25 protein-coding genes are annotated in these 25,711 nt (G+C 68.3%); 11 read left to right on the top strand and 14 right to left on the bottom strand.

The features are described 5' to 3' along the window. Positions 1–4: 4 nt before the first annotated feature. From WHX56_RS24245 to WHX56_RS24235, 3 genes are all read right to left on the bottom strand, one after another. Positions 5–385: an RNA-binding S4 domain-containing protein gene (locus tag WHX56_RS24245; protein ID WP_287755471.1), complete on the bottom strand. Its 381-nt coding sequence runs from the start codon at positions 383–385 to the stop codon at positions 5–7. Between the two features lie 66 nt (positions 386–451). Beyond that, positions 452–1,441, bottom strand: coding sequence for a tripartite tricarboxylate transporter substrate binding protein (locus tag WHX56_RS24240; protein ID WP_129246830.1), 990 nt, complete (start codon positions 1,439–1,441; stop codon positions 452–454). Next, complete coding sequence (locus WHX56_RS24235; protein WP_338879218.1) at positions 1,438–2,274, bottom strand: amidohydrolase family protein; 837 nt, start codon at positions 2,272–2,274, stop codon at positions 1,438–1,440. Before WHX56_RS24235 ends, WHX56_RS24240 begins: the two co-directional genes overlap by 4 nt. A 121-nt stretch (positions 2,275–2,395) precedes the next feature. Between WHX56_RS24235 and WHX56_RS24230 the strand changes: the two genes are divergently transcribed. Both WHX56_RS24230 and WHX56_RS24225 read left to right on the top strand, forming a co-directional pair. Continuing rightward, a complete protein-coding gene (locus WHX56_RS24230) occupies positions 2,396–3,283 on the top strand; it encodes a LysR family transcriptional regulator (RefSeq protein WP_129246834.1) in 888 nt (295 codons plus the stop codon). A gap of 131 nt (positions 3,284–3,414) precedes the next feature. Then, the gene (locus WHX56_RS24225; protein ID WP_338879217.1) at positions 3,415–5,250 is read left to right on the top strand and encodes an ABC transporter ATP-binding protein/permease; all 1,836 of its coding nucleotides are present in this window, start codon (positions 3,415–3,417) and stop codon (positions 5,248–5,250) included. On the opposite strand, the gene WHX56_RS24220 is transcribed toward WHX56_RS24225, so the two are convergent. Continuing rightward, a complete protein-coding gene (locus tag WHX56_RS24220) occupies positions 5,251–6,054 on the bottom strand; it encodes an aspartate dehydrogenase (RefSeq protein ID WP_129246837.1) in 804 nt (267 codons plus the stop codon). A 118-nt stretch (positions 6,055–6,172) separates the two neighbouring features. Here WHX56_RS24220 and WHX56_RS24215 point away from each other — a divergent pair, with 118 nt between their 5' ends. After that, positions 6,173–6,661 (top strand): N-acetyltransferase, encoded by a 489-nt coding sequence (locus tag WHX56_RS24215; RefSeq protein WP_338879216.1) that lies wholly within the window; start codon positions 6,173–6,175, stop codon positions 6,659–6,661. Positions 6,662–6,690: 29 nt separating this feature from the next. Here WHX56_RS24215 and WHX56_RS24210 read toward each other — a convergent pair whose 3' ends face one another. Next, entirely contained in the window at positions 6,691–8,184 is a 1,494-nt protein-coding gene (locus tag WHX56_RS24210) for an MFS transporter (protein WP_338879215.1), read from the bottom strand. Positions 8,185–8,327: 143 nt separating this feature from the next. Here WHX56_RS24210 and WHX56_RS24205 point away from each other — a divergent pair, with 143 nt between their 5' ends. After that, positions 8,328–8,966 carry a TetR/AcrR family transcriptional regulator gene (locus WHX56_RS24205; protein WP_338879214.1) on the top strand — a complete coding sequence of 213 codons (639 nt, stop codon included), beginning with the start codon at positions 8,328–8,330 and terminating at the stop codon, positions 8,964–8,966. A gap of 23 nt (positions 8,967–8,989) precedes the next feature. Here WHX56_RS24205 and WHX56_RS24200 read toward each other — a convergent pair whose 3' ends face one another. After that, positions 8,990–9,940, bottom strand: coding sequence for an adenosine deaminase (locus WHX56_RS24200; protein ID WP_338879213.1), 951 nt, complete (start codon positions 9,938–9,940; stop codon positions 8,990–8,992). Positions 9,941–10,117: 177 nt separating this feature from the next. Here WHX56_RS24200 and WHX56_RS24195 point away from each other — a divergent pair, with 177 nt between their 5' ends. The 5 genes from WHX56_RS24195 to WHX56_RS24175 all read left to right on the top strand — a co-directional run bounded on the left by WHX56_RS24195 (position 10,118) and on the right by WHX56_RS24175 (position 13,859). After that, complete coding sequence (locus WHX56_RS24195; RefSeq protein WP_338879212.1) at positions 10,118–10,810, top strand: hypothetical protein; 693 nt, start codon at positions 10,118–10,120, stop codon at positions 10,808–10,810. Positions 10,811–10,945: 135 nt separating this feature from the next. Further along, complete coding sequence (locus tag WHX56_RS24190) at positions 10,946–12,445, top strand: lytic murein transglycosylase (protein ID WP_338879211.1); 1,500 nt, start codon at positions 10,946–10,948, stop codon at positions 12,443–12,445. After that, positions 12,442–13,044 (top strand): class I SAM-dependent methyltransferase, encoded by a 603-nt coding sequence (locus tag WHX56_RS24185; RefSeq protein ID WP_287754604.1) that lies wholly within the window; start codon positions 12,442–12,444, stop codon positions 13,042–13,044. The genes WHX56_RS24190 and WHX56_RS24185 overlap by 4 nt, the downstream gene beginning before the upstream one ends. 87 nt (positions 13,045–13,131) lie before the next feature. Beyond that, entirely contained in the window at positions 13,132–13,677 is a 546-nt protein-coding gene (locus tag WHX56_RS24180; RefSeq protein WP_338879210.1) for a GNAT family N-acetyltransferase, read from the top strand. Next, complete coding sequence (locus tag WHX56_RS24175; RefSeq protein ID WP_338879209.1) at positions 13,674–13,859, top strand: oxidoreductase-like domain-containing protein; 186 nt, start codon at positions 13,674–13,676, stop codon at positions 13,857–13,859. The genes WHX56_RS24180 and WHX56_RS24175 overlap by 4 nt, the downstream gene beginning before the upstream one ends. Before the next feature lie 2 nt (positions 13,860–13,861). On the opposite strand, the gene WHX56_RS24170 is transcribed toward WHX56_RS24175, so the two are convergent. The 7 genes from WHX56_RS24170 to WHX56_RS24140 form a co-directional block, all read right to left on the bottom strand. Then, entirely contained in the window at positions 13,862–14,299 is a 438-nt protein-coding gene (locus tag WHX56_RS24170; protein ID WP_129239298.1) for an acetyltransferase, read from the bottom strand. A gap of 58 nt (positions 14,300–14,357) precedes the next feature. After that, on the bottom strand, positions 14,358–16,100 hold the full coding sequence (locus tag WHX56_RS24165) for a peptidase M14 (protein ID WP_338879208.1): 1,743 nt from the start codon (positions 16,098–16,100) through the stop codon (positions 14,358–14,360). 651 nt (positions 16,101–16,751) lie between these two features. Next, positions 16,752–17,621, bottom strand: coding sequence for an ABC transporter permease (locus WHX56_RS24160; RefSeq protein WP_129239300.1), 870 nt, complete (start codon positions 17,619–17,621; stop codon positions 16,752–16,754). 5 nt (positions 17,622–17,626) lie between these two features. After that, positions 17,627–18,550 carry an ABC transporter permease gene (locus WHX56_RS24155; protein ID WP_062685044.1) on the bottom strand — a complete coding sequence of 308 codons (924 nt, stop codon included), beginning with the start codon at positions 18,548–18,550 and terminating at the stop codon, positions 17,627–17,629. Between the two features lie 208 nt (positions 18,551–18,758). Next, complete coding sequence (locus WHX56_RS24150; RefSeq protein WP_338879207.1) at positions 18,759–20,291, bottom strand: ABC transporter substrate-binding protein; 1,533 nt, start codon at positions 20,289–20,291, stop codon at positions 18,759–18,761. A gap of 51 nt (positions 20,292–20,342) precedes the next feature. Further along, the gene (locus WHX56_RS24145) at positions 20,343–22,196 is read right to left on the bottom strand and encodes an ABC transporter ATP-binding protein (protein ID WP_338879206.1); all 1,854 of its coding nucleotides are present in this window, start codon (positions 22,194–22,196) and stop codon (positions 20,343–20,345) included. A 9-nt stretch (positions 22,197–22,205) separates the two neighbouring features. Further along, a complete protein-coding gene (locus WHX56_RS24140; RefSeq protein ID WP_338879205.1) occupies positions 22,206–22,718 on the bottom strand; it encodes a winged helix DNA-binding protein in 513 nt (170 codons plus the stop codon). 273 nt (positions 22,719–22,991) lie between these two features. On the opposite strand from WHX56_RS24140, the gene WHX56_RS24135 reads away from it, so the two are divergent. Further along, positions 22,992–23,684 (top strand): hypothetical protein, encoded by a 693-nt coding sequence (locus WHX56_RS24135; protein ID WP_338879204.1) that lies wholly within the window; start codon positions 22,992–22,994, stop codon positions 23,682–23,684. On the opposite strand, the gene WHX56_RS24130 is transcribed toward WHX56_RS24135, so the two are convergent. Then, positions 23,641–24,114, bottom strand: coding sequence for an Lrp/AsnC family transcriptional regulator (locus tag WHX56_RS24130; RefSeq protein WP_043542298.1), 474 nt, complete (start codon positions 24,112–24,114; stop codon positions 23,641–23,643). The two genes, WHX56_RS24135 and WHX56_RS24130, sit on opposite strands and share 44 nt — an antisense overlap. A gap of 109 nt (positions 24,115–24,223) precedes the next feature. On the opposite strand from WHX56_RS24130, the gene WHX56_RS24125 reads away from it, so the two are divergent. After that, positions 24,224–25,708: an aminotransferase class V-fold PLP-dependent enzyme gene (locus WHX56_RS24125; RefSeq protein WP_338879203.1), complete on the top strand. Its 1,485-nt coding sequence runs from the start codon at positions 24,224–24,226 to the stop codon at positions 25,706–25,708. Positions 25,709–25,711 lie beyond the last annotated feature (3 nt).

Below are 25,711 nucleotides of genomic sequence, written 5' to 3'. Positions count from 1 at the left end.
CCGGCTACTTGCCGCGCATCAGGTCGATCAGGCGCCGGTCGCGCTTGGTCGGCCGTCCCGCCTCGATGCCCAGCGCCGGCTCGGGCGCGAGGCGGCGCATCTCCGCGGCGCGTTCGCGCGCCGCCACGCTGTCAGGCGTTTCTTCGTAGAGCTGGCGCGCCACGGGCGCGGGGCCGCGCACGCCGCTGACGGCCACGACCCGCACGCGCAGCGCGGGGTCTTCCTTGCGGATGGCGACCAGGTCGCCGGGCGCGACTTCGCGCGCGGGCTTGGCGGGCTGGTCGTTCACCAGCACCCGGCCCTTGCCGATTTCCTGCACGGCCAGGCTGCGCGTCTTGTAGAAGCGCGCCGCCCAGAGCCATTTGTCGAGCCGGATTTTTTCCATGTATCTGTCCCTGCCGGATTGCTGTGCCAGGGACCATGATAGCCGGGCCCGCGGGCCCGGCGCGGCTCAATCCAGCCGCAGGTCGGCTTCCTTCACCACGCGCTGCCACTTGTCGATTTCGGCGCGGCGGAAGGTGTCCAGTTCGGCCGGCGTGGACCCGATCGGTTCGGCGCCGATGCCGGCCAGTTGTTCGGCGATCGCCGGATCCTTCAGCACCTTGGCCAGCGCTTGCGAGACCTGGTCCACGATGGCGGGCGGCGTGCCGGCCGGCGCGAACACCGCGTTCCATTCATAGGTTTCGTAGCCCGGCACGCCGGATTCGGCGATGGTGGGCAGGTCGGGGGCGGCCTTGGAGCGTTCCAGGCCGCCCACGGCCACCGCGCGCAGCTTGCCGTTCTTCACGTGCTGCCAGGCCGAGCCCATGCTGGCGAACATGACGGGCACCTGGCCCGACATCACGTCGATCATGGCCGGGCCGCCGCCCTTGTAGGCCACGTGCTGGAGTTCGGTCTTGGCAAGCAGGTTGAACAGTTCGCCGGCCAGGTGCTGGGCGGAACCGGGGCCGGCCGAGGCGAAGTAGACGTGGTCCTTGGCGCCGGGCTGGCCCAGCTTGATCAGGTCGGCCACCGTCTTCACTTCGTACGACGGCGTGACGACCAGGACGTTGGGCACGCGCAGCAGCAGCGACACCGGCGCGAAGGCGGTCAGCGTGTCGAACTGCATCCTGGAATGCAGCGCGGGGTTCTGCGCGTGGTTGGAGGCGTCCAGCATCAGCGTGTAGCCGTCGGGCTGGGCCTTGGCGACGACGGCGCCGCCGATCATGCCGCCCGCGCCGCCGCGGTTCTCGATGACGACAGGCTGGCCCAGTTCGGCGGCCAGCTTGGGGCCGATCAGGCGCGCGACCACGTCCACGGTGCCGCCGGGAGGATAGGTCACCACCAGGGTCACGGCGCGTTCGGGGTAGGCGGCCGACGCGGCGCCGGCCGCGCCGGCAAGCAGTCCGGCCGCGGCGAGCATCGCGCCGCGGCGCGCCAGGCGGTTCAACAGATGGGTCATGATTCGTCTCCTTGGAATTGGAACAGCCGCAATGGGGTGTCGGCAAGCAGGACGCGCCGTTGCGCGGGGTCGTCGATCCAGGCGTCCCGCCATTGCGTCGCCGCGGGGTAGGACGCCAGGTGGCGGTGCTCGGTGTGGGGCCAGTCGCTGCCCCACATGAGCCGTTCGGGGGTGTACGCCGCAAGCAGCCGTTGCGCGGCCTCGCGGCCCGACGTGGCGCAGGCGGAGGCCGGCCAATTGCGGTAGGGGGCGGACAGCTTTACCCAGACGCGGCCGCTGTCCGCCTGCTGCAGCAGGTAGCGGAAACCGGGATCCGCCGTGCCCAGCGCCGGGTCGGGGCGGCCGAAGTGGTCCACCACGATGCGGCAGCCGGCCGCCAGCAGGGCGGGCACGATGTCCGGCAGCCGCGCGGCCTGCACATGCAGTTCCACGTGCCAGCCGAGCGCGTTGACGCGGGCCAGCAGGGTCTGCCAGGCGGGCGTTTGCAGGCTGGGCAGGTCCAGCCCGATCAGGTTCAGCCGGATGCCGGCCACGCCGGCCTCGGCCAGGTCGTGGAGCGCCGTTTCCGCGATGTCCTCGGCCACGACCGCGACGCCGCGCAGCCGGCCGCGCGCGGCGCGCAGCGCCTGGACCAGGTAGCTGTTGTCCGTGCCCAGGAAACTGGGCTGCACCAGCACGCCGTGGCTCAGCCCGTGGGCGTCCAGCAGCGCGAGGTACTCGGCCAGCGTGGCGTCGTGGTCGGGGGTATGGCGGCGCACCTGGGCAAGCGCCAGGCCTTGCCGGAATACGTGCGCGTGGGTGTCGACGGCGGCGCCATGGGCGGGCGGGGGCAAAACGGTCTCCTTGTCGTGCGCGCGGCCAGGGGCCGGCGGCGCTGTTCTATAAGGCGGGATTCTAGGGAGTCGATATATAATTTTCCATTCTGGAAAATTGCTTTAAATATATCTATCTGATATGGAAACCCGGCACCTGCGCTATTTCCTGGCGGTGGTCGACCACGGCAGCGTCAGCCGCGCGTCGGAGTGGCTGGGCATCGCGCAGCCCGCCCTGAGCCAGGGGCTGGGCCGCATGGAAAAAGACCTGGGCGTGCGGCTGTTCGAGCGCTCGCGCCGGGGCGCCGCGCCCACGCCCGCCGCGCTGGCCATTCTTGAAGACGTGCGCGCCAGCGTGGCGCGCATCGACGCGGCCGCGCAGCGGGCGCGCGAGATCGGCCGCGGCAGCGCCGGGCAATTGACGGTCGGGCTGGTGTCGTCGGCCTTGTTCGATACCTTGCCGCGCGCGCTGCGCGAAATGCGCAGGCTGGCACCGGGCGTCCGCGTGATTCTGTGCGAGATGAGCAACGCCGAACAGGCCGAAGCCCTGCAGACCGGCGAGATCGATATCGGCCTGATGCACACGCCGGTCGCGGTCGGAGGCCGCATGCGCGAACGCCAGCTATTGCGGGACCGGCTGGTGGCCGCCGTGCCGGACGAACTCGATGTGCCCGCCGACGGCCAGGTCAGCATGGCGCAGATTGCGCGGGCCGGCCTGGTGATGTATCCGCAGTCCCAGTTGCCGGCGTTCTACGCCGGTATCCTGGACGCCATGCGCAAGGCCGGGCACGACGCGCACGTGGCGCAAGAGGCGAACCGCACGCTGACGGTGCTGTCCTGCGTGGCGGGCGGCTGCGGGGTGGCCCTGCTGCCCAGTTGGATCCGGTCGTTGAACTTCCGCGGCGTGCGCTTCTGCGAAGTGCGCGACGGCCAGGCGCTGCCCAGCTTCGACCTGAGCGCCATCTGGCCCGCGCGGTCCGTGCCGACGCTGGCGGACCTGTTCGCCAATCTGGACCTCGGCGCGCGCTGAACGCCCTGGCTTTCAATGCGCCTTCAATTGCCCCGCCGAAACGCTTAAGCGAGGCTTAAAACAGGCCTTTCGCCGGAACTCGAAGTACGCCTCCCGTCTAACAAGGAACGCGTATCGGAGGGAACCGGCTCATGGACCTGAATTGGCAGCAGCAACTCGCGGAAAGCGCGCTGTGGCTCGCGCGCGCGTTCGGCATCACCGCCGTCGCCTTGGCGCTGGCCGCGGCCGTGCTCGCGCGGACCACGGACTGGGGGCGCAAGTTCTGGCGGCTGGCGTGGCCGTACCTCAGCCCCCGCCGCGGCTGGCGGCCCTTGCTGACCCTGGCGCTGCTGCTGTTCCTGGCGATGTTCGCAGTGCGCATGACGGTGCTGTTTTCCTTTTGGTACAACGGCTTCTACAGCGCGCTGCAGGCGCTGGACCAGTCCGCGTTCTGGCGCTTCCTGGGCATTTTTTCCGTGCTCGCCTGTGTGCACGTGGTGCGCACCCTGGCCGACAGCTACGCCGGGCAGGCCTTCGATATCCGCTGGCGCGTCTGGCTCAATGAGCGCCTGACGCGCGATTGGCTGGGCGCGGGCGCGTACTATCGCGGCCATTTCCTGGACGCGCCGGTCGACAACCCCGACCAGCGCATCGAGCAGGACATCGCCATGTTCGTCACCGGCTCGCGCACGCTGGCGATCGGCGCGCTGAGCGCCATCGTGTCGCTGGTGGCGTTCACGTCCATCCTCTGGGGCCTGTCCGGCGCGCTGACGGTGGCCGGCGTGGAGATCCCGCGGGCCATGGTGTTCGTGGTGTACCTGTACGTGATCGTGGCGACGCTGTTCGCGTTCAAGATCGGGCGGCCGCTGATCAGGCTGAACTTCCTGTCCGAACGGCTGACCGCGAACTTCCGCTACGCGCTGGTGCGCCTGCGCGAGAACGCGGAGAACGTCGCGTTCTATCAGGGCGAGGAAGTCGAGCGCGCCACCTTGTGGACGCGCTTCACGGCTTACATCGCCAACCTGTGGGCGCGCGTGTACCGGGGCCTGAAGTTCGACGGCTTCAACCTGTCGGTCAGCCAGGTGGCGGTGGTGTTCCCTTTCATCCTGCAGGCGCCGCGCTTCTTCAGCGGCGCGATCAAGCTGGGCGACGTCATCCAGACCTCGCAGGCCTTCGGGCAGGTGCAGGATTCGCTGTCGTTCTTCCGGACTTCCTACGATACCTTCGCGCAATACCGCGCCACCCTGGACCGGTTGAGCGGATTCCTGGACGCCAACGAGGCCGCGCGGGCCCTGCCTTCCGTGCAGTCGGAGGCGCTGCCCGACGGGTTGGAGATCGAAGGCGTGCAATTGCGCCGGCCCGATGGCGCGGTGTTGCTGCGGGATCTCGATTTGCAGTTGCGGCCCGGACAGGCCCTGTTGATCAAGGGGCCCTCGGGCAGCGGCAAGACCACGCTATTGCGCGCGCTGGCAGGCCTGTGGCCGTATGCCGGGGGCCGCGTGCGGCGGCCGCAAGGCGCGTCCGCGCTGTTCCTGTCGCAACGGCCTTATCTGCCCCTGGGCGACCTGCGCGGCGCGGTGGCCTATCCGGGGCTGGCGCAGCCCGAGGATGACGCCCGCCTGGCCGACGCGCTGCGGCGGGTCAACCTGGGTCACCTGGTCGGCCGGCTCGACGAGGCCGCGGACTGGGCCCGGATACTGTCCATCGGCGAACAGCAGCGCGTGGCGTTCGCGCGCGTGCTGTTCAACCGGCCGGCCATCGTGTTCCTGGACGAAGCCACGTCCGCCACCGACGAAGGCCTGGAACACGCGCTGTACAGCCTGCTGCGCGGCGCGCTGCCGTCCTGCATGCTGGTCAGCGTGGGCCATCGCAGCACGCTGGACGCGTTCCACACCCATAGGCTGGACCTGGACGGCGCGGGCAACTGGACGATGGGGCCGATGGAAGCGCGGCGCGAGCCGATGCCGTTGCGCCGCGCCGCGGCCTGATCAGGTGCCCACGCGCAAGGGGGCGGTCAGCTTGCGCAGCGCGGCGACCACGCTTTGCGCGGTGATGCGGCCGGTCTTGGGATTGGCCGAGGGAATGTTCTGGATCTCCATCGAGAACGTGGCCGAATCGGACACGACTTCGACGCGGTGGACATTGCGTTCCAGGGAAGGATCGGCCCAGATTTCGAGGGTCGTGCGGTCGGGCCCGATGCCGGCGAGGGAAACGCTGACCGCCACGTTCAGGTTGGCCGGGAAGCCCACGGCGGCCTCGCGCGGCGATCCGCGGAAGATCAGGCGGGGCTCGGCGATGGCCGAGAGGTCGATGTCGTTTTCGGCCAGGTAGGGCGCGCCCAGCAGGCCGCGCACCGGTTTGCGCGTGATCATCGTGACGGAATGAATGACGCCTTCGGCCGCGGCGGTGATCGCGTCCAGGCCAAGGATGGCGCCGGACGGCACCACGATCTGGCCTTGGTGGGCGCGAGCCAGTTCGATCAGGTCGTCGTGGCGCAGCAGGGCGCCCGAGCTCAGCACCACCAGCTTCTTGCCGGCGCGCAGCACCGGTTCGGCGATGTCGCGGAAGACGGCGGCGGGCGCGCATTCGACGACCACGTCGCAATGCTCGTGCAGCGCGCCGATGGTGGTGAAGGCGGGGGCGCCGTTGGCCCAGCCGAAGGCCGGCGGCGCCTTGGGGTCGCGCACGGCGACGGCGGCCAGGGCAAGGCCGGGCAGCCCGGCGTCCAGGGATTGCGCCACGGCCTGGCCGATGGCGCCGAAGCCGGCTATGCCGACGCGGTAGCGGTTCATAGGGATCCGAAAGGTAGGTGGTGGGGCCACTGTATTCAGCGCGCGGCCCAGCGTCAATGATGAATGGCCGCGAGCCGCGGGCGCTACACTCGCGTGCAGTACCGGCAGGAGCGGAATCATGCAGATTCTTCCAGAAGCGCCCCGCGACCGCGAGGCCATTTTCGCGTTGACGCAGGACGCGTTCAAAGACCATCCCCACAGCCAGGGGACCGAGGGCCGCATCATCGGCGCGCTGCGCGAGGCCGGCGCGTTGACGCTGTCGCTGGCGGCCTGGGAGGACGGAAACATAGTGGGCCACATCGCGTTCTCGCCGGTGACGGTAAGCGACGGTTCAAGCGATTGGTATGGCCTGGGGCCGATGGCCGTGCGGCCGGACCGGCAGGGGCGCGGCATCGGCGCCGCATTGCTGCGGGAGGGCCTGGCCAGGCTTCGGGCGCTGGGCGCGGCGGGCTGCGTGGTGCTGGGCGATCCGGGCTACTACGGCCGCTTCGGCTTTGCCCAGGCGGGGCTGAAGTACCCGGGCGCGCCGCCCGAGTACTTCATGGCGCTGGCCTTTACGCGCCCCGCGCAGGGCGAGGTCGCCTACCACGCCGCGTTTTCGGCCTAACCGCCTTTCCGCGCGTTGGAATCAGGCCGTCATGCCGCGCGCAGCACGCGCCTGGATCCGCGCGCGACGGCCACCAGCAACAGCGCCGCCAGCAGAGACGCGGCGCCCGCGGCGAGCATGGCGGCGTGGAAGCCGCCGGCCAGCGCATCGGTGTACAGCCCGGCCGCGTTGGCGGGCTGCGCGGGCATGGCATGGCGCGTGACGGCGGCGTGCGCCAGGGCCTGCGCGTCGGGCGCGCCCAGCCGCGCCAACGAGGCCGCCAGCGCGTCGATCGCGCGCCCGCTCATCAGCGCGCCCAGCAGCGCGATGCCTATCGTCATGCCGGTCTGGCGCAGCGCGTTCATGGTGGCCGACGCCATGCCGGAGCGCTCGCGCGGCACGGTGGCCATCACGGCCATGCTGGTCGACGGCACTGCCAGCCCCGTGCCCAGGCCTAGCAGCACCAGCAGGGATCCGGACACCGCGTAGGGCGTGTGCGCCTCGAAGCTCGTCATGCCCAGCATGGCCGCGCCGATGAGCGCGTAGCCGGCGATCATCAGCCGCGGCAGGCCGAAGCGCAGATTGAGCCGGCCGAATACGATGGAAACCAGCCCCGCCGCGGCGAACTGCGGCGCCAGTTGCCAGCCGGCCGCCAGCGGCGACAGGCCCCGCACGTGCTGCAGGTAGAGCGAGAAAAAGAACAGGCTGCTGTAGGCGGAAAATCCCAGCACGAAGGAGGCGAAATTGGTGATGGCGAAACCGGCGTCGCGGAACAGGCCCAGCGGCAGGATGGGGCGCGCCGCTCGATGTTCCACCCACAGGAAGGCGAGCAGTCCGGCGGCGGCGACGGCGAGCGCGCCGGCGGCCTGCGGCGCGGCCCAGCCGTGTTCGCCCGCGGCGATCAGGCCGAAGGTCAGCGCGCCCAGCCACAGCACGCTCAGCGCCTGGCCCGCGGGATCGAAGGCGGCGTGCTCGGGATGGGCGCTTTCCGCGATGCTCCAGGCGCCGAGCGCGATGGCCAGCGCGCCCACCGGCAGGTTGATCAGGAAGATGCTCTGCCAATTGAAGTGCGCGACCAGCACGCCGCCCAGCATGGGCCCGACGATCAGCGAGATGGCGTTGCACGAGGCCCAGACGCCGATGGCCTGGGCGCGTTCCTTCGGATCGGGAAACGCCTGCGTCAGCAGCGACAGCGCGCCCGGGACCAGCAGGGCCCCGGCCACGCCCTGCACGGCGCGTCCGATCAGCAGCGCCGTCAGGCCGTCCGCCATCCCGCACAGGGCGGAGCCCGCCGTGAACAGCAGCACGCCCGCCAGCCATGAGCGCTTGCGGCCGTAGCGGTCGCCCAGCGGACCGGCGGACAGCATGAAGGCGGACAGGAACAGCGCATAGGCGTCCACCACCCATTGCAGCCCGGCCATGTCGATGCGCAGGGCGGCCTGCATGGTGGGCAGCGCCACGTTGACGATGCTGATGTCCAGGATGGTGATGAAGCTGCCCAGGTTGACGGCCAGAACCAGGGCGCGGCGGCGTGCGGGATGCATAGCGGCGGAGGAGGTGGGGGAAGGGGTATTCTAGGTGTCGACCGACCGTCGGTCAATTGAAAAAAGAATCGTTCTCAAATTTTGATCGCTGGCGGGCGCGTCCTCTACACTGGCGCCTTGCCGTTCAATGGATCCCTGCCGATATGTCCGCCGCTCCAGACCCGCTTTCCTCGCCCGCAGACCCCGCGGCCGTCCGGAAGCCGCGCACCAAGCCCGCGGCGGTGCGGCTGGACGAGCTGATGGCCGCCGCGGAGGCGCTGTTCATCCAGAAGGGCGTCGAGGCGACCACCATCAACGAGATCGTGGAACGGGCCGGCGTGGCCAAGGGCACGTTCTATCACTACTTCACGTCCAAGAACGACATGCTGGCGGCCTTGCGCGCCAAGTTCTCGCAGGGGTTCCTGGACCATATCCAGCAGGCGGTGGACGCCTGTGCGCCGGACGACGGCGCGGCGCGGCTGCGCGCCTGGACGCGCGCCGGCGTCGAGGCCTACTTCGACGGCTATGCGCTGCATGACGTGGTGTTCCACGACGCCCGCCATCCCGACCGCGGCGCGGCCGAGAAAAGCGCCGTGCTGGACCAGTTGGAAGGCATTCTCGAAGCGGGCGCGCGCGCCGGCTGCTGGACGCTGGACGATGTGGCGCTGACCGCCATCGCGCTGTACCACGGCATGCACGGCGCCGTGGACGCGCGCATCGCGCAGGGCCGGCTGGATGCGCGGGAACTGTCCGGGCCCTTGTCGGCGATGTTCCTGCGCATGCTGGGCGCGCGCGCGGCCTGAACGCCCGCGCGCGGGATCCGAAGTCACTTCGCGATGCGCGCGTCCAGGCTGTTGTCCGCCAGCGCCCGGGCCTGCTCCCGGGACATGCCCAGGTGCTCGTACAGCGCGTGGAAGTTCTCGTTCACGTAGCCGCCGAAGTACGCCGGATCGTCGGAGTTGACGGTGACCTTCACGCCCGCGTCCAGCAGCGACAGGATGTTGTGATGGCGCATGTGTTCGAACACGCGCAGGCGGATGTTCGACAGCGGGCAGACCGTCAGCGGGATCTGTTCGTCGATCAGGCGGGCGATCAGCCTGGGGTCTTCGGCGGCGCGCACGCCATGGTCGATGCGCAGCACCTTGAGCAGGTCCAGCGCTTCCCAGATGTATTCGGGCGGGCCTTCCTCGCCCGCGTGGGCCACGGCGGGCAGGCCTTCGGCGCGCGCGCGGTCGAACACGCGCTGGAACAGGCGCGGCGGGAAGCCCTTTTCGCTGCTGTCCAGGCCGACGGCGATGAGGGCGTCGCGATAGGGCAGCGCGGCTTCCAGCGTGCGCATCGCCTGTTCTTCCGGCAGGTGGCGCAGAAAGCTCAGGATCAGCCCGCTGGTCACGCCCAGCTTCTTGCGGCCGTCTTCCAGCGCCTGGCCGATGCCGCGCAGCACCGCCTCAAAGGGCACGCCGCGGTCGGTGTGGGTCTGGGGATCGAAGAAGGGCTCGGTATGGACCACGTTCTGCTCGCGGCATTTCAGCAGATAGGCCCAGGTCAGGTCGTAGAAGTCCTGCTCGGTGCGCAGCACGTCCGCGCCCAGGTAATAGAGATCGAGGAATTCCTGGAGATTGTCGTAGTCGTACGCGCCGCGCAGCGCGTCGATGTCGGGCCAGGGCAGGGCCACGCCGTTGCGCCGCGCCAGTTGGAACAGCAGCTCGGGCTCCAGCGAGCCTTCCAGGTGCAGGTGCAGTTCCGCCTTGGGCAGTGCGTTGAGCCAGTCGTACATGGGGTTCGGATCCTGAAGATGATGCCTGTTCAGGCCGCCGGCGTCGCGCTCGGCCTGGATGGCCAGCTTGAGCCTCGGAACGGTGCCGTGGCGGCGGCAGGATAGCGATGTGCCGATTATTCTCCCTCGCCGGGCGCTTGGCAACGCGCGCGCGGGATTCGGATATAGTTCGTCGCCATGAACATGATCCGTTTGGCCGCTTGCGGATTGGCGTTGGCGGCGCTGACCGCTTGCGGCGCGTCCCGCCTGGACGGCGTGCCTGTCGCCTGGACCGGCTTTCGCGATGCGCGGCCCATGGTCCTGCCCTCGGATCCGGCGCAGTGCCCGGACCTCGCGGGCGTCTATCGGGCCGCGGGCGAGTACCGCGCCGGCGACAAGGATCCGCAGCCGCTCGCGGACCTGTACCAATTCCTGGCCCATTCTCTCGACCTGCACGGCCCGCAAGGCGACGGCGTGCCCGAGTGGCGGCCCACGCCGCAGGCCACGGTGACGTTCGCACCCGATCCCCGCGGCTGGCGGGTGCAGGCGTGGGACGGGCGGGGCGGGCGCTTCAGCGGACAACTGCCGGCGCTCGACGGCGCGCAGGACGGCCTCGCGCCGCGCGATGAGATCCGCCCGCCCATGCCCGCCGAGATCCGGCGTTACGCCGGCTGCACCCAGGGAAGGCTGTGGGTCAGCGTGCGGTACGACTGGCGGCAGCATGAATCGATGGGCGTGCTGCGCCACGTGGCGCTGTTTCGCCGCGACGCCGGCGGCCTGCTGGTGTCCGTGCAGCGCGAGTCCGACAGCATCGGCATGCTGCTGCCCTGGTATTCCAACGACGGCGGCTCGTTCCAGTATTGGTTTGCGCCGGCTTCGATCTCGGAATAGCGATTCATGACCTTCAAACGGATGCTCGTGTAGACGGCCCTGTGCGCTGAGGCGCCACCGGCTGGAAGATAGCCGCGGGCCGCCGAAGCCGGATCGCGGTACGATCCCGGCTGACTTCGATTTTTCAGGATTGTCATGCGCCAGCGTTCCATTCGCTTTCGAATCGATACCATTTCCCGCGTGCTGATGGGCGCGGCGTTCGCGGCCGCCGCCGCCGGGGCCGCGCACGCGCAGTCGCCCGCTTCCGCCACCGGATCGCGCGCCCAGCCGGCCGCGCCGGCCCAGCCGCTGCCCGCGCCGACACCCAAGCGCAGTTTCGACGACGCGCCCGCCGCGGCGCCCGCGCAGGCCGCGCCCGCCGCCGTTCCCGCTCCGGCGCCCGCCGCCGCCGCGGCCTCTCCCGCCGCCGAGCCCCAGGTCATCGTCCCCACCGAGCTGGACACCAAGGCCTGCATCGCCAAGCTGCGCAAGGGCGCGGCCGCCAACGGGCTGACCGTGGCGGATTGGGACAAGTACACGGCCGGCGCCAAGCTGCTGCCCACGACGGTGGCGTCGGCCAAGGGCCAGCCCGAGGGGCGCGAAGCATGGTGGGACTACATCGCCAAGACGGTGGACGATGAACGCGTGAAGGACGGCAGCGCCGTGCTGTCCAAGTACGGTCCGCAACTGGCCGCCATCAGCCAGCAGTACCAGGTGGATCCGGCCACGCTGGTCGCCATCTTCGGCATCGAAACCAACTACGGCCGCCAGGTGGGCAAGACCGACGTGCTGAACGCCTGGCTCACGCGCGCCTGCACCGAGAACAAGCCGCTGTGGGAAAAGAACGCCTACGCTTCCGTGCGGCTGCTGCGCGACGGCACGGTGCCGGCCGACAGCTTCGTCGGTTCCTGGAGCGGCGCCTTCGGCATGACGCAGTTCATTCCGACCTCGTTCTATGAATTGGCCGCCGACGGAGACGGGGACGGCAAGATCGACCTGTACAACTCGTTGCCCGACGCCCTGGCGTCCACCGCCAACCACTTGCGCAAGCGCCGCGCCCAATGGACGCACGGCCTGCCGGCGGTGGTGGAGGTGCGCGTGCCGGCGGACGTGGCGGCCGCCATCCCGCCCGAGCCCGACGCCGAATACGTCGGGTCGCAGGACCGCCGCACGATCGCCCAATGGGCCCAGGCGGGCCTGAAGCAGGGCGACGGGTCCGCGCTGAAGCTGCCGTCGGGCAACGACCAGCAGGCTTATCTGTTCGCGCCCACCGGCGCCAAGGGGCCCGTGTTCCTGGCCACGGTGAATTTCGACGCCATCCTGCATTACAACCAGTCGCGCCGCTACGGCCTGGCCGTGTCGCTGCTGCTGAACCGCCTGCAAGGCGGCCCGGCGCTCGCCGCGGCCTGGCCCACGGACGATCCCGGCCTGTCGCGCGCGCAGATCAAGGAACTGCAGGAGATGCTCTACGGCCTGGGTTACGACGTGGGCGTTGCCGACGGCATCCCCGGCGCCAAGACCCGCGACGCCGTGCGCGAGGAACAGGCCAGGCGCAGCCTGCCGCAGGACGGGCGGGTCGGCAAGCGCATCTACGACGCGATCAAGGCCACCTGGCCGCCCGACGCGATCCGGGCCCGTCCGGACAGCCAATCGTGACGGCGGTGTCGGGCACGCAGGGCTACGGCGAAAACGCGGCGGCCCTTGCGGACCAATATGAGAGCATCGCGTTCGCGGACGTGCACCGCGACGTGGCGCACCTGATTCCCGCAGCGCCCGCGCGCATCGCGGATATCGGCGCGGGATCCGGCCGCGACGCGGCTGCGCTGGCGCGAATGGGCCACGCGGTGGTGGCGGCCGAGCCCACGCCCGAACTGCTCCAGGAAGGCCGGCGCCGCCATGCGCTGCCCAATCTTGAGTGGGTGGACGACGCCTTGCCCGGCCTGGCCGTCTTGCGCGGACAGGGCCGCGTATTCGACGTGATCATGCTCACGGCCGTATGGATGCACCTCGACGCCGATGAACGCCGCCAGGGCATGGAAGCGCTGGCGGCGCTGCTGGCGCCGCGCGGCCAGATCCTCATGTCGCTGCGCCACGGGCCGGTGCCGCCGGGGCGCCGCATGTTCGAGGTGTCCGCGCAGGAGACGATCGCGCTGGCGGCGGGGCACGGCCTGTCGTCGCACCACCTCGCCGAGCGCGAAGACATGCTGGACCGCGCCGACGTGCGCTGGAGCTTCCTGGGCCTGCGCCGCGGCTGAAGCCGCCGCGCCGTCTCATCCATCCGGACGTGGGCCGGGCGGCGGGCGGCCGGTATGATGGAAGGCATCGCAGCCCCTTTTTCCGCCATGTCCGCAGCGCTGTTTCCCGCCACGTTCGACACCGTCCGCCTGCACGCGCAGCGCATGGACGAAACGCATCTTCCGTTCATCCGCGCCATGCACGCCGATGCGCGCCTCATGGCCACCATGGGCGGCACCCGGGACCTGGCGGCAAGCCGGCTCTACCTGCTGCGCAACCTCGCGCACTGGACCCAGCAAGGCTTCGGCATGTACATGCTGAGCGAACGGGACAGCGGCGTGCCGGCGGGACGCGCCGGCTTGAAGCGCGCCGGCGATGCGGTCGAGGTGGCCTATGCCTTGGTGCCCGGCTGCTGGGGCAAGGGCTACGCCACCGAAATCGCCCGGGCGCTGCTGGCGCTGGGGTTCGGGCAATTGTCCGTGGACGCGCTCGCGGCGGTGGCGCTGGACGGGAACGCCGCGTCCTGCCGGGTGCTGGAAAAGTGCGGCATGCGCCGCGTCTCCACGGCGGGCGAGGGCGCCGCCAGGAAGCGCCGCTACGAGATCCGCCGCGCCGAGTGGCGCGGCGCGATCGGCGCTAACATTTCGGCATGAGCACCAAGCCTATTCCCGACGACGATCCGCAGCCCGTTCCGCCCGAACCGCCCGCGCCCGAAGAATGCTGCAACAGCGGCTGCATCCCCTGCGTCTACGACATCTACAACGAAGCCCTGGACAACTACCGGGAAGCGCTGAAAACCTGGCGGGCCAGGCACGAAGGCAAATCCGGCGGTTAGCGTCAGCCGGCCAGCTTCATGTGGATGATGGGAAACGGCCGGCCCGAATCGTCGTACGCCGAGCGGCCGACGTCCTCGAAGCCGTAGTGCTTGTAGAAGCCGTGGGCTTGCGGATTCTGTTCGTTCACGTCCACCAGCAGGGTGCCGTGCAGCGAGCGCGCGAAATTCAGCAGGCGGCGGCCGGCCCCCTTGCCGCGCTTGTTGGCGTCCACGAATAGCATTTCGACCTTGTTGCCGTTCAGGCCCATGAATCCGGCGACCTCGCCGGCATCGTCCTCGCAGACCCACACCCGCACCGATGGCAGATAGGTGTTGAGCACCTGCGGGTACATGGCCTGGATCTCTTTTTCCGTCAGGAACGTGTGCGTGGCGCGCACCGAACGGAGCCAGATGTCCACCAGGGCGAGGTCGTCGCCGTGATTGCGTTCTCGGATATTCATTTTCTTATTGATGCTGAGGGGCGGGTGCCGCTGCGGGCCGCGCCGATCTCCCAAGGTGTCAGGCGCCGGAATTGCGATGGAGGTCCGTCGCCGCCAGGACGGTTTCCATCTGCACAGTATGCGCGAAAACGAAGCGGTCCCCGTAGACGGTTTCATCCGGAAACTCCGAAATCAGCGCCAGCGGCAATTCTTCCCGATCGCTCTCCGTAACCTGCACGGGGATGCCGTTGAGCACGTCGAATCCGGTTTCGAGCGCATGCGCGTGGAATAGTTCAAGCTGCCGGGCATTGAACTCGACCAGTCCCGGCACGTTGCGGGCCAGCCGCGCCGTGACGCCTTCGATCAGGCGGCGGGCGCGTTCGCCCCAGCCCGGATGATGGCGCAGCACCAGGAAGAAGCCCTTGGGGATCGTCCACAGTTCGAAGTGCCGCGGCAGGTAGCCGGACAGCGGGCGCGTCCATTCGTGGGCGGGGTAGCCGTGCAGGTTGATGTGCAGTTGCGCGCCGCTGATGGCGTGCGCCTGGTGCCGGCCTTCGCGTTCGAAGAACGGGGCGCGTTCGCGGTAGGCGATGTCGTCGCCCAGCGCGCTGTAGCGCGACGCGTGCAGCATGTGGCGCGGATGGTGTTCGCGCAGCCGGTTGAACAGCGCGTAGCCGTCCGGGTTCTCGGCGGCGATGAGGGCGAAGTGGGCATCGCCGCGCGCAGCCAGCGCCTGCGCGGCGCGCAGGGCGCCGACGACGCCGGAGGTTTCGTTGGCGTGTTGCGCGCCCGAGATGAAGACGGCGGGGCCGGGGCCGCGCAGGTAGGTGCCCAGCACTGGCCGGCCCTGGCGCGAGACGGCCTGGAACGTGTCGCCGCCGAAGGCTGCCATGCAGCCGGCGATCTGCGCGGCCGAAAGCGGTTCGCGCACCTGCGCCAGCGGCGTTGCGAGCGCCGCGGGCGCCACCGGCGCGAGCGCGGCGAACGGTTCCAGGGAGATCAGCACGCGCGCCGCGCCGTCGTGGCGGCGGATGTCGGGAATGATCTGGCCGGGCTGCAGGCCGCGGTCGCCCGACGGCCGGCCGGAGTGCTGCTGGAAATGCTCCAGCAGCGAGAAGTACACGTCCTCGTGCAGCGCTTCGAAGGTGCTGACGATTTCTTCGTCCACGGGCAGCGCGAAGTCGATGCCGGGCAGGTCCACGCGGATCTCCAGGCGGTCGAAATAGGGCTCGTGCGCGCCCCAGGCATGGCCGCGCACGGTGTCCACGATGCTGCGGAAGACCTGCTGGAACTCGGTGGCCTGCGCGGCATCGATCTGCGGCACGCCTTCGGCGTCGCGCACGCGCAGCCAGCCGGTGGGCGACAGTTCGGGCGTGCCGTCCTGGGCACGGCCGAGCTGGTTCGGCGCATAGACGCGTTCTTCGATCTTGCGGCCGTCGGCGTAGGTCAGGCTGACGTCGTAGTGCAGGTCGCTGGCGCCGGGCTGCATCGTGACGCGCGCGCCTTCCAGCAGGGCGACCAGCGGGTAGGCCTCCAGCGTGAAGCGCTTGGCCTGGGCGTGTTCGTGCAGGGGGTAGCGCACGACGACCGACGCCAGTCCTTCGCGGTCGACCTCTTCCAGGAAGTAATGCAGCAGCGGTTTGTAGGCGCTGCGAAAGCGGGCGGTGACGCCAGCCTGCGCCAGGCGGGCCTGCGCCGCGCGGCGGGCCTCGGCGCCTTCGAACAGCCAGCCTTCCACGACCGCGCCGCGCCAGGCCGGCGCCAGGTAGGCGTGCGTCCAGGCGTCCAGCGTGCGGTCGAATGTTCTATCCAGCAATACCATCTTCAGCAATCCTTAAAATTCTGGCGGGCAACGGGGGCGTTGCGCAGAGGTGTCCGTGTTCCAGGGGGCGGCGGGCACTTGCTGCATCGGTGTCTGACACCCTTGCCGCGCCCGTGCATGCGGGCTGCCGTCTCCCCTGGGTGTCAGACACCTGGGCGCACCCAGGTGACTCTGATGCTGCATCGGTGTCTGACACCCTTGCCGCGCCCGTGCATGCGGGCTGCCGTCTCCCCTGGGTGTCAGACACCTGGGCGCACCCAGGTGACTCTGATGCTGCATCGGTGTCTGACACCCTTGCCGCGCCCGTGCATGCGGGCTGCCGTCTCCCCAGGGTGTCAGACACCTGGGCGTACCCAGGTGACTCTGATGCTGCATCGGTGTCTGACACCCTTGCTGCGCTCGTGCATGCGGGCCGCCGTCTCCCCAGGGTGTCAGACACCTGGGCGCACCCAGGTGACTCTGATGCTGCATCGGTGTCTGACACCCTTGCTGCGCCCGTGCACGCGGGCCGCCGTCTCCCCAGGGTGTCAGACACCTGGGCCGCTCTGGCGCGAAGCGCACGCCCTGCGCGGGAATAGCCGCCCCGCCGCCGAGCCGCCTCAAGGCGGGGCAGCCTCCTCGGGGGGCAGCAAGCGAGCGCAGCGTGGGGTCTCACAATTTTCCGGTAGGGTCCAGGCGGTCGCGCAGCCAGTCGCCCAGCAGGTTCAGGCCCAGCACCGTCAGCATGATGGCCAGGCCCGGGAACACGCTGACCCACCAGGCCGTCTGCATATATGTGCGTCCGTCGGCAAGCATACCGCCCCAACTGGGGATCATGGGGTCCACGCCCAGGCCGAGGAAGGTCAGGCTGCTTTCCAGCAGGATATTGTTGGCCACGTTCAGTGTCATCAGGATGACCAGCGGGCCCAGCAGGTTGGGCACGATGTGGTGGCGGATCATGGCGAGGTCGCGCACGCCGAAGGCGCGGGCGGCCAGCACGAATTCGCGTTCGCGCAGCGCCAGCACCTGCGCCCGCACCAGGCGCGCGTACTGCACCCATTGCGACACGATCATGAAGAAGATGACGTTGAACAGGCCGCCGCCCAGGATGGCGATGAAGGTGATCGCCACCAGGATGAACGGCAGCGCCAACTGCACGTCGGCGAAGCGCATCACGATCATGTCCCAGAAGCCGCGGTAGTAGCCGGCGATGAGGCCCATGACGATGCCCAGCAGCGCGCCGCCGATGACGGACGCGAAGCCCACCAGCAGCGAGATCTTGCCGCCGACGATGACGCGCGCGAGCACGTCGCGGCCCAGCGGGTCGGTGCCGAACGGGTGCGCGGCGGTGGCGAAGGGCGCGGTGAGGCGGGCGGCCAGGTCCATGGCCTCGCCGCCGTCCGGAAACAGCCAGCCGGAGGCCAGCACCAGCGCGATCATGATGCCGGTCAACAGCGCGCCCAGCACGAATTCCAGCGAGCGGTAGCGGCTACGCGGCTTGGCGGCCTGGGGAGCGGCGGCGGTGGAGGAGGTTGTCTGCATAAGGCTTACCGCGTGCGGATACGGGGATCGACGATGCCGTAGGCGATGTCGACGATCAGGTTGACCAGGACGATGACGGCGGCCAGCACGGTGACCGTGCCTTGCAGCACCGGATAGTCGCGGCCGGAGATCGCGTCGAACGCCAGGGTGCCCAGGCCGGGCCAGTTGAACACCATTTCGATGACGACGATGCCGCCGATCAGGCCGCCGAACTGCAGGCCCAGGTAGGTGATGAGCGGAATGGCGCAGTTGCGCAGCGCGTGCTTGTACAGCACCACGCGTTCTTTCAGGCCCTTGCTGCGCGCCACCATGATGTACTGCGCGGACAGCGTTTCCAGCATCGTGGTGCGCACCAGGCGGATATTGGTGGCGCTGAGGATGATGGCCATCGTCAGCGAAGGCAGCACCAGGCTGGCGGGGCCGCTCCAGCCGGACGGCGGCAGGAGCGGGAAGGTGATCGACAGCAGCAGCACCAGCATCAGCGCCAGCCAGAAATTGGGGAAGGACAGCCCCACCAGCGACAGGATGCGGATGGCCTGGTCCGTGGGCTTGCCGCGCTTGATGGCGGCCTGGATGCCCAGCGGCAGGGAAATCAGGATGGACGCGATGAGCGAGGTGAAGGCCAGCATCAGGGTGGCGGGCAGGGCGTCGCCGATCAGCTTGGCGACGGAGGTGCCGCCCATGAAGCTGCGGCCGAAATCGCCGTGCAGCAGGCCTTGCATGTAGGACAGGTATTGTTCGTGGAAGGGGCGGTTCAGGCCCAGCGCCTGGCGGATGTTGGCCAGGTCTTGCTCGGTGACGCTGCCCGACCCCTGGCTGAGCATCAGCGCGGGGTCGCCGGTCAGGCGCACGGCATAGGAAACCAGCAGCGTCACGGCCACGATCACGAAGACGGCCTGCAACACGCGTTTGATGAGAAATCCGGTCATAAATCGCCACCCCGGCTTTCGCCGAAGAGGGTAGGTGGGGTTAATACTTCAACAGGCACTAAAGCAGGCCTCACAACAGCCATCACAACAACATCCATCGCCCATCCCCCCACTTGCCGCTGTTTTTAGCGGGACGCCGCGGAGCCGGCTTTGCCGGTCCGCGGGCGTGCCCCCCTGGGGGGGAAGCGCGTAGCGCTTCGGGGGGGGATTACTCCACAGAAGCTTCAAGGAAACGGAAGCGGATATCCCCCGGGACTTCCAGGTTCTTCACGCGCTTGTTCACGCCCACGATCGTGTTCAGGCTGTACAGCGGCAGTTCCAGCGCCTGGTCGGCGACGTAGGTGGCGATCTCCTGCAGCATGGCTTCGCGCTTCTTCACGTCATAGACGGTGCGCTGCGCTTCCAGCATGCCGTTGAGCTTGGCGTCGTTGTCGTACGGGTTCCATTTCTGGCCCGAGTGGTACATCAGGTACGCCGTGTTGTCGTAATCGTAGGTCCAGCCGCCCCACTGGTTCTGCCACATTTCGCCGGTCTTGCCGCCGGGGATGATGTCGTTGAGCAGCACGCCGGTTTCGTACGGCTTGATGGTGGCGCGCACGCCCACGCCTTGCAGGTAGCCCGAGACGGCCTGGGCCACTTCGCGGAAGTTCGAGTCGCTGCCGCGCACGTCGATCTGCACCGTGGCGCCCGGCTTCACGCCGGCCGCGGCCAGCAGTTTCTTGGCTTCGGCGGGGTTGAAGGGCAGGGGCTTTTGCTCGGCGTTGTAGCCGAACGATTGCGGGCCCTGGAAGCTGGCGATGGTCTTGGCCTGGCCCAGCAGCAGTTGTTTGACGATGGCGTCGCGGTCCACGGCCATGATCAGCGCGCGGCGCACGTCGCGGTTCTGGGTGATGCCGTTCTTGGTGTTGTAGCGCAGCGCGTAGGCCACCGGCCCGCCCGTGGAAATCACGTCGGCGTTGCCGGACTTCTTCACGGTGTCGATCAGGCCCAGCGGGATCAGCGTGGCGATGTCGACGCGGCCGGCCTGCAGCTCGGCGACCTGTGTGCCCGGTTCGCCGATGAAGCGGTAGACCACCTTGTCCAGCTTGGGCTTGCCGCCCCAGTAATCGTCATTGCGCGCGAGCGTGACGTTGACCTTGGGCTGGTAGCTTTCGAACTTGAACGGGCCGGTGCCGACCGGGTTGGTGTTGAAGTTGTCCTCGCCCTTTTCCTTGATGTACTTGGGCGGCACGATCATGGCGCCGTAGCCGGCCAGCTTCGTCAGGAGGACGGGATCCGGCTGCTTCAGGATGAAGTCGACCGTGTATTCGTCCACGACCTTGACCTCGCCGATCGAGTCGTAGTTGGCCTTCTGCGGGCCCTTGGTGCCTTCCGCGCCCAGCAGGCGTTCGAAGGTGAACTTCACGGCTTCGGCGTTGAAGGGCTCGCCATTGTGGAACTTGACGCCTTCGCGCAGCTTGAAGCGCAGGCGCTTGTTGTCGTCCAGGTATTCCCAGGAGGTGGCCAGGCCGGGCTGCAGCTTCAGGTCGGCGCCGCGCATCGTCAGGCCGTCGTACAGGTTGCTGCCGACCGAGCCCCAGAACGTCACGAAGGTGTCGATCGGGTCCCAACTGCCCGGATCCTGGTTGATCGCGACATTGAGCGTGCCGGCGGCATGGGCGGTCGAGACGACCGCGGGCAGCGCGCCGCCCAGCGCCAAAGCCAGGGCGGTGGCGGTGAAGGTTTTGCGTAGGGAGAGCATGTTCAACTCCAGGGACGGGAAATCGGGCGGGCCGACGTGGAAAATGGGGGGTCAAGCCGCGCGGGCCACCTGGTGGCCGGGCGCGAATTCAATCAGGGGAACGATGGCGGGCTCGTCGCCGACGCGGCGCACCGGGCTGGGGATCTCGCCCTCGATCAGCGAGGTGTCGATGTGGCGGCCGGGTTCGGCCACCGGCACGGCGGCCAGCAGTTTGCGCGTATAGGCGTGCTGCGGCGATTCGAAGATCTGGCGGCGGGTGCCCAGTTCGACGATCTGGCCCAGGTACAGCACCGCGACGCGGTGGCTCACCTTCTCCACCACCGCCATGTCGTGCGTGATGAACAGGTACGACAGCCCGCGGTCTTTTTGCAGGTCCATCAGCAGGTTCAGGATCTGCGCCTGGATGGACACGTCCAGCGCCGATACGGACTCGTCCGCGATGATCAGCTTGGGGTTGCTGGCCAGGGCGCGCGCGATGCACACGCGCTGGCGCTGGCCGCCCGAGAATTCATGCGGATAGCGCCTGGCGTGTTCGGGTTTCAGCCCCACTTGCTCCAGCAATTCGCCCACACGGCGGGCGATGGCGTCATCGCCGTTCAGCAGGCCGTGCGTGCGTATCGGCTCGGCGATGCTGAAAGCCACCGTCTTGCGCGGATCCAGCGACGCGTACGGATCCTGGAAAATGTACTGGATCTCCTGGCGCAGGCGCTGGCGGCCGGCGCTGTCCATCGAGAAAATGTCCTGGCCGTTGTAGCGGACGGCGCCGGAAGTGGGCGCCACGAGCTGTTGCAGGGTCTTGCCGATGGTGGACTTGCCGCTGCCCGATTCGCCCACCAGCGCCAGCGTTTCGCCGGGATAGACGTCGAAGCTCACCTGCTCCACCGCATGCACGCGGTGCGTGACGCGGCCGAAGAAATTGTGGCCCACGTCGAAACGGGTGGTCAGCCTGTCCACCCGCAGCACGGGTTCGTCGTAGCGCGCGGTGTCCTGTTCGCGGGTTTCACCCACTTCGCGCAGCGCGTCGCCGTCCAGCACCGTTTGCGGCGTGCGCAGCGGCAGGTCGCGGCCGGTCAGGCTGCCCAGGCGCGGCACCGCCGCCAGCAGGGCGCGGGTGTACGGGTGCCTGGGCGCGTTGAAGATGTCGTCCACCGTGCCTTGCTCGACCTTCTTGCCGCGCAGCATCACCACCACGTCGTCGGCCATTTCCGCCACCACGCCCATATCGTGGGTGATGAAGATGACGGCCGTGCCCAGGTCGCGCTGCAATTCGCGGATGGTGTTCAGGATCTGCGCCTGGATGGTGACGTCCAGCGCGGTGGTCGGCTCGTCGGCGATCAGCAGCCGCGGCTGGCACGACAGCGCCATGGCGATCATCACGCGCTGGCGCATGCCGCCCGACAACTGGTGCGGGTAGCGGTCCAGCAATTGCGCGGCATCCGGCAGCCGGACCTTTTCGAGCAGCTTGCGGGCCGACTCGCGCGCCGCCGAACGCGATAGCTGCTGGTGCAGCATGATGGCCTCGACGATCTGGTCGCCGATGGTGAACACCGGATTCAGCGAGGTCATCGGCTCCTGGAAGATCATCGCGATGTCGTTGCCGCGGATCGCGCGCATTGTTTCGTCGGTGGCGGCCGTCAGGTCGACTTCGCGGTCGGCGCTGTCGCGAAACAGGATCCGGCCCGTGGAGATGCGGCCGTTGGTGTAGTCCGTGAGGCGCATGATGGCCATGGACGTCACCGACTTGCCCGAGCCCGACTCGCCGACGATGGCCAGCGTCCTGCCGGGGCGCACGTCGAAGTCCAGGTTCTCGACGGCGCGGAACACGCCGTTCTCGGTATTGAAGTCGACCGACACGCCGCGCACGGACAGCAGCGGGGCGGAAGAGGATGCGGTATTGCTAGACAACGTGGGTTCTCACAGCGAGGTGGCCGCGCGGGCGGCCTGGTCGTACAGGCCCGAGAGGGCGCGCAGGGTATGGGCCAGTTGGCGGCTGGCTTCGTCCGCCGCGGGGGAGTCGATGAACGGCTTGACCAGGCACTGCTCGCGCACTTCGGCGTAGCGCTGGATCGCGGCCGCGCCGGCGTCGGTCGCCGAATAGAACACTTCCTTGCCGGTCTTGGCGCTTTGGACCACGCCCAGGCGCTCCAGCTTTTTCAGCGAATAGTTCACCAGGTGGGTGTCTTCGACGTTGAGCGTGAAGCAGATGTCCGCCAGCTTCTTGCCGCGGCCCCGGTGGAACACGTGATTCAGCACCAGGATGTCCAGCGAGGTCAGGTCGGGCAGCCCGGCGCAGGCCATGCAGCGCACCATCCAGCGATTGAACGCGTGCGACGCGATGATCAGGCCGAATTCGACTTCGGACAGCTCCGGCGCGGAGGAAGCGAGATGGGAGGAGGAAACGATGGCGTCCCGGATGGAGACAGACATGGGCAATACGGAAGAGGGACGGATTGACGGTAAAACGTCGGCGAATTATTGACGATTTGTTGAAATCGGGGCATTCGGGATAACCCGGTCTGACGTTCTGCGCGCACGCATTCCGGCGCGCGGAAATACAACCCTGGCGGCCGCCATCAGCCGCCTTTCATGATCGAGTGGCCGCCCGCATTCCAAAATCAGCCTGATCCTATATCTCCGGTTTCCGCGCCTGTCTATCTTCCCCAAATCGAGTCTCGGCGATGGCCTGGAAAAGGAAAGGGGATGCGCAAGCTGTGCTATTTGCTGAAGCGGGCGCTGTTCAGGATGTCGCCTCGGGCGGCCGAAAAGCTGAACATCGATTTCAGGCTGCGCGCCGCGAACCGCCAGTTTCTCGAGCAATCGGTTTTTGGCTACATCAACCGGATGGCCGGGGAGGCCCCCAGCACGATCAAGACGCTGTTCGTGGGCGTCGATAAGCACAATTGGCATTATCCCCGGCTCTTGAAGACGGAGTTCCATTCGCTGGATATCGAGGCGCGCAAGGCGGTGTACGGCCAGCCGGGCAGGCATTGGACGGGCAGCGCCATGAGCATGGCCGGGCATTACGGCGGCAATGTGTTCGATGTGGTGGTGGCGAACGGGCTGCTGGGTTTCGGAATCGACGAGGCCCAAGGGTGCAGGCACCTGCTGGAGAATTGCGAGGCGGTGCTCAAGCCGGGCGGCCTGCTGGTGCTGGGCTACAACGACCGGTCCGATCGGGTGCCGTACGCGGTGCTGCCCATGGCGCTGGGCTTGTTCGACGAATTCACGCCGCCCATCGCGGAAGTGGCTGGCGCCCTGCATCGCGTGGACGATTCCTTCCAGCACGTGTACCTGTTCCTGACGAAGCGCCGGCCGGCTGTCCAATCCGATGCCGCGCCGCCTGCAGACGCTAGGCTTCCAGTTGCCGCAGGTCCGGCGGCCGGTTTTCGATGATGGCTTCCATGCTGAAGAATCCGGTCACGGTGGACAGCTCGAAATCCGTGATCAGTTTCTGGTAGAAGCGGTCGTACCCGGCCATGCCCCGGCAGGCCACTTTGATCAAGTAATCCCAATCCCCGCCGATGCGGTAGAACTCCGTCACCTCGGGCAGGCGCTCGACGTGGCGGCGGAAGCCGTCGGCCCAGTCTTTCGCATGGTGGCTCGTGCGGATCATCACGAACACCGTCAGGTCCAGCCCCAGCTCGACCAGGTTGACCTCGGCCCGCGTGCCGCGAATGATCCCGCAGGCATTCAAGCGCTGCAGCCTGCGCCAGCAGGCGTTCTGCGACAGGCCGACGCGGTCCGCCAGTTCGCGCTGCGACAGCGAACCGTCTTTCAGCAGGCAGGAAATGATGCTTAGATCAAGCTTATCTATTTTTTCCATTTATTAGATCAAACGACCCGTTTTTAAGGATTTTAGGCAAAATTTAGGTAATGTTTCATCATTGCATCCATCGTATGATATTTCGAAACGAACCGGAATGTCGCCCTCCATGAATGCCCCCCTCCCAGCCAGCCCCGCCCACGCCCGGCCATTGCAGCAATTCGAAGCCAGCCTGAAAACGGACGATATCGCCGCGGCGCTGGCCGACGGGCTGATCGGCAAGGATGCGTTCGTCGACGGCCCCTACGGCGCCAAGCCGCTCGTCTACGCCGATTACGTCGCGTCGGGCCGGGCCCTCATGCAGGTGGAGCGTTTCGTCCTCGAGCAGGTGCTTCCGTATTACGCCAACTCGCATACCGAGGCGTCCTATTGCGGCGGCTACATCACGCGCCTTCGCCGCGATGCGCGCGCGGCGATTGCCCGCTGCTGCGGTGCCGGGGACGAACATGCCGTGATCTTCGCCGGCTCGGGCGCCACCGCGGGCATCAACCGCCTGGTGCACCTGTTCGGCGTGCCGGCGGCGCTGGCGGCCGGCAGGAAAGTCCGGGTCATCCTCGGCCCCTACGAACACCATTCGAACATCCTGCCCTGGCGCGAGTGCGGCGCCGAACTCATCGAACTGGCGGAAAGCCCGGAAGGCGGGCCCGACCTGGCCCAACTGGATTCGGCGCTGTCGGGCGCTGGCGGCGCGCTGGTCATCTGCGCGCTGTCCGCCGCCTCCAACGTGACCGGCATCGTCGCGGACGTGGCGGGCATCACGCGGCGGGTCAAGGCGTCCGGCGCGAAAATGCTGTGGGACTATGCCGGCGGCGCGCCTTACCTGCCCGTCCGCATGTCGCCCGCCGCCGATGCCCGCATCGACGCCATCGTCTTCTCGCCGCACAAATTCATCGGCGGCCCGGGCGCGTCGGGCGTGCTGATCGTGCGCCGCGACGCGGTGCTCGATACGAAACCCACCTGGCCCGGCGGCGGCACCGTCAAGTTCGTGTCGCCTGCCGGCCATGACTACAGCGGCAGCCTGGAATCGCGCGAGGAAGCCGGCACGCCCAACGTGGTCGGGGATATCCGCGCGGCCCTGGCGCTACTCGTGAAAGAGGCGCTGGGCGCGGATTTCATGCGCGAACGCAACGCCCAGTTCGTGCGGCGCGCGCTGGCCCGCTGGAAAGACGCGCCCCGGCTCGAACTGCTGGGCTCGCTCACGGCGAACCGCTTGCCGATCTTTTCCTTCCGGGTGCGCAACGGCAAGGGCGGCTTCGTGCACCAGCAACTGGTGACCCGCATGCTGAGCGACCGCTACGGCATCCAGGCCCGCGGCGGCTGCGCCTGCGCCGGCCCCTATGTGCACCGCCTGCTTGGGATCGGCGAGGTCGAATCGAGCCAGATGCGCCAGGCCATCCTCGACGGCCGCGAAATCGAAAAGCCCGGCTTCGTCAGGCTGAACTTCAGCGTCCTGCTGTCGGACGCCAAGGCCGATTTCATCCTGGACTCGGTGCTGGCGTTGGCCGCGGACGCCACCGAATTCGAGCCTCGCTACGGCTTCGATCCCAGCCGCGCCATCTTCTATCCGCAAGGCGCCGAGCAGCGGGCCGCCTGACCG

Origin of the sequence: Achromobacter veterisilvae (genome assembly GCF_037619525.1) — a bacterium.
GTDB lineage: Bacteria > Pseudomonadota > Gammaproteobacteria > Burkholderiales > Burkholderiaceae_B > Achromobacter > Achromobacter veterisilvae.
The sequence above is the reverse complement of the archived record's forward strand: the minus strand, read 5'-3'. Positions and strand labels throughout refer to the sequence as shown.